General features: G+C 45.6%; 4 protein-coding genes and 1 pseudogene. 2 read left to right on the top strand and 3 right to left on the bottom strand.

Annotated features, from left to right (window positions below):
- Together VIP81_RS20550 and VIP81_RS20545 are read right to left on the bottom strand one after the other, a co-directional pair.
- Positions 1-588: pseudogene (locus VIP81_RS20550) on the bottom strand (hypothetical protein); the annotation flags it as partial.
- 97 nt (positions 589-685) lie between these two features.
- Positions 686-1,288 (bottom strand): RNA polymerase sigma-70 factor, encoded by a 603-nt coding sequence (locus VIP81_RS20545; protein ID WP_331965547.1) that lies wholly within the window; start codon positions 1,286-1,288, stop codon positions 686-688.
- Positions 1,289-1,541: 253 nt separating this feature from the next.
- Here VIP81_RS20545 and VIP81_RS20540 point away from each other — a divergent pair, with 253 nt between their 5' ends.
- Together VIP81_RS20540 and VIP81_RS20535 are read left to right on the top strand one after the other, a co-directional pair.
- The gene (locus tag VIP81_RS20540; RefSeq protein WP_331965544.1) at positions 1,542-2,150 is read left to right on the top strand and encodes a DUF6088 family protein; all 609 of its coding nucleotides are present in this window, start codon (positions 1,542-1,544) and stop codon (positions 2,148-2,150) included.
- The gene (locus tag VIP81_RS20535; RefSeq protein WP_331965541.1) at positions 2,143-2,481 is read left to right on the top strand and encodes a nucleotidyl transferase AbiEii/AbiGii toxin family protein; all 339 of its coding nucleotides are present in this window, start codon (positions 2,143-2,145) and stop codon (positions 2,479-2,481) included. The genes VIP81_RS20540 and VIP81_RS20535 overlap by 8 nt, the downstream gene beginning before the upstream one ends.
- Positions 2,482-2,688: 207 nt before the next feature.
- Here VIP81_RS20535 and VIP81_RS20530 read toward each other — a convergent pair.
- Positions 2,689-3,130 (bottom strand): DUF1080 domain-containing protein (locus VIP81_RS20530; protein WP_331965538.1); only part of this gene is annotated, 442 nt, incomplete at its 5' end.

Raw genomic sequence — 3,130 nt, 5'->3', positions numbered from 1 at the left:
TAATTTCAGGCGGTATTGTCCCCCGCGCGGCGTGGCCATTTTGTTATACATGGCAGCGCCACCGCCACTACCCTCGTAGGAGAGTTCCCCATTACTTTGCTTTACTATTTTTACCTGGCCCTGTTGTGTTAGCAGACCATTACCGGCACTATCCAGCGTAATCACACTGCCGTCGGCCAGCGTGAGCGTAGCGCGGTTGCCGCCCGGCGCTACTTCATTTTTATAGCGGGTTTGTTTATCGGCCACAACAGACGGTGCTGCCGTTGTATGCCGCAACGCCCACCAGCTGCCGGCTCCCAGCAACAATACGCAGGCAGCTGCCCACCAGCCATACCGGATGATACGCGCTTGTGGCACTACTTCCTGCACCGGCGCCGCGCCAAACAGCGAGGCCACAATGCGGTCCGACATCTCGTCCGGCATCCGGATCAAAGGCACATGTGTTGCCCAGGCAGCGCCCAGTACAGCTTCCAGCTGCTCATGCGTAGCTTCGCTGTCTATCCACTGTGCCAGCTCCTGCTTTTCTGCCGCAGTAGCGGAATTGTCAAAATATCGTTCTACGAGGTATTCAATTCTTGCTGACAGCATCTTGCTTATTTACGTTAATCTACATCGGCATCACGGTATCTATCTTCCTATAGACAAACGAACAGACAACTATACCTAGTCCGACTGCAACTTTTTTTTATTTTTGAAAGGAACTCAGGATGAGCAACAGGCAGGAAGCCCCGCTGGCCGTATGCAAATGCACACCCAGCTGTTCGCGGATAGTACGCAGGGCCGCTATCATGTGGTTATTAACGGTAGAAGGAGAGATATTCAGTTGCCGGGCTATTTCATCATGCTTTAACCCCTGGTCCCGGCTAAGGGTGTATACGAGCTTTTGTTTGGGGGGCAGTTTGTCGAGCGCCGTCTGCAACAGCTCCCGTACCTCCCGTACACTTAAATTATCTTCTGCATTGGCATTCACGGTATTACCCGCCTTAGTCAACTCAGACAGGATCAGCGTTTCCCGGGCCATGCGCCGGAAAGCATTCAATACCTGGTGCTGGGCCATCCGGTAAATGTATCCGCCAAACTGTTCTATGTTGACCAGATTTTGCCGGTCTTTCCACAATTTCAGAAAGACATCCTGGATTACGTCTTCCGACATCTCCGGTGAATCTGTTAATCTCATCAGGAAACTATACAGCTTATGCTTATGCAGGAGAAAGAGACGTGTAAACGACTCTTCATGCCCTGCCGCAGCCTTTTGCAGCAATAATTGTTCATTGATTACATGCTCCATGAAACCGGATAAAGTGGAATAGTATTACATAACGTAGTCAGGCTAAATGTAAAGATTCAATTTGAATATAGGAAGAATAAGGGAGAATTATTTGTGGGGAGGGTGCCGATTGGGGGGAAGACTTGTGGCTCAGAAACTAGTCATTTGTAGCTCAAAAGTGCCAGAAGCTTTGGCACAAAAATCAATTTGACCTTTAGTGATTTTTGTGAATTTTGACACAAAAATTGCCTAAATTTGTGTCAAATTGCAAAAGATGGCATCAACAAAAACTCAGATCAAGCAAATGATTGAAAATGGGGACGAGGGCAAAATTTACTTTGCTGAAGATTTTATTGCCATATCAAATAATGAGCAGGTAAGACTTGCTCTTTCAAGATTAACCAAAGAGGGCGTAATCATTCGCCTGGCGCAGGGAGTGTATGTTTATCCTAAGAATGATCCTATCATTGGAAAAACAAGACCTGGCATGGAAGAAATTGCAAGTGCGATCGCCAACAGAAACCACATCAAAATTCGTCCAACCGGCGCCTATGCCTTGAATAAATTGGGCCTCTCCACACAGGTCCCAATGAGATCAGTGTTTGTAACAAACGGATCATCACGTAAAATTAAAGTAGGGAAAAATACAATTGAGTTTAAAAATAGCAGCTCCCGAAAAATGGCTTATAGCGGCAAAGTCTCCGGACTTGTCATTCAGGCACTCGCTGAATTGAGTAAAAAAAATGTGACCGCAGAAATAATAGATAAGATCGGCGTAGTACTACACAAAGAAAACAGGGTAGTATTACTGGAAGATCTAAAATTAGCACCTAATTGGATTGCGGAAATCATTTTGAAAATTATAAAGCGTAAAAATGTTTGAATGGCAAAAATTACCGGAAGAACAAAAAAGAAATATTTTAGCGGAGGCATCTGCCATCACTGGTTATCCGACGAATGTTATTGAAAAAGACTGGTGGGTAACGGTTGCGCTGAAAGCTGTGTTTGCCACCCCTTGGGCGGATAATTTGGTATTTAAAGGAGGAACCTCATTAAGCAAAGCCTGGAATCTGATAGAAAGATTCTCTGAAGATATTGACCTGGCAATAGATAGAAGCGCCCTGGGATTTTCCGGTATTGCGACATTAATTTTCGTCCACCAGCAGATGTGGACCTGCTTTGGAAAGAAGACTACAGAAAAATGCAACAGATGATCTATGGAGATCGTCCGGACTATGAGCAGCTAATGGATCAAATGGATATATTAATTAGGATGTTTCGACAGTCAGGAACAGATCAGCTGTGAGATACCGGGAATATTAAAACAATGTAAGCACCTACATTCCGCCACCCCCAAAACAAAAAGGGCATCTCAAAATTACTTTTGAAATGCCCTCGTATCTTATCAATAAAAATTTCGCTTACAACTCTCTCACCCAAATATTCCTAAAGCTCAGTGGCTCACTTTTATCACCATGTGCCTGCAGTTTAATCGGGCTGGCGCCATGTGCCTGACGATACGCTGCCTGGCCAATATACTGGGTAGGTCCTTTCAGTTCCACATCATTCTGCACTACTACGCCGTTAAAAATTACGGTTACTTTAGCAGGCTTTACAACAGCACCATCGGTACCAAATACGGGCGCATTCCAGATCACATCATACGTGTTCCATTCACCTGGCGCCAGGGTGGGATTAGCCAGTGGTACAAACTGTTTGTAGATACTACCTGCCTGTCCGTTGGTATACGTTTTATTTTTATACGAGTCCAGTACCTGTAATTCGTAACCGGCATCTCCTTTACCTAAAGAAGCGAGGAAAATACCGCTGTTACCGCGGGCTTGTCCGGTACCAGTGATGCTG

It is taken from the genome of Chitinophaga sp. (assembly GCF_036566945.1).
In the GTDB taxonomy this organism is placed as follows: Bacteria; Bacteroidota; Bacteroidia; order Chitinophagales; family Chitinophagaceae; genus Chitinophaga.
The sequence above is the reverse complement of the archived record's forward strand: the minus strand, read 5'-3'. Positions and strand labels throughout refer to the sequence as shown.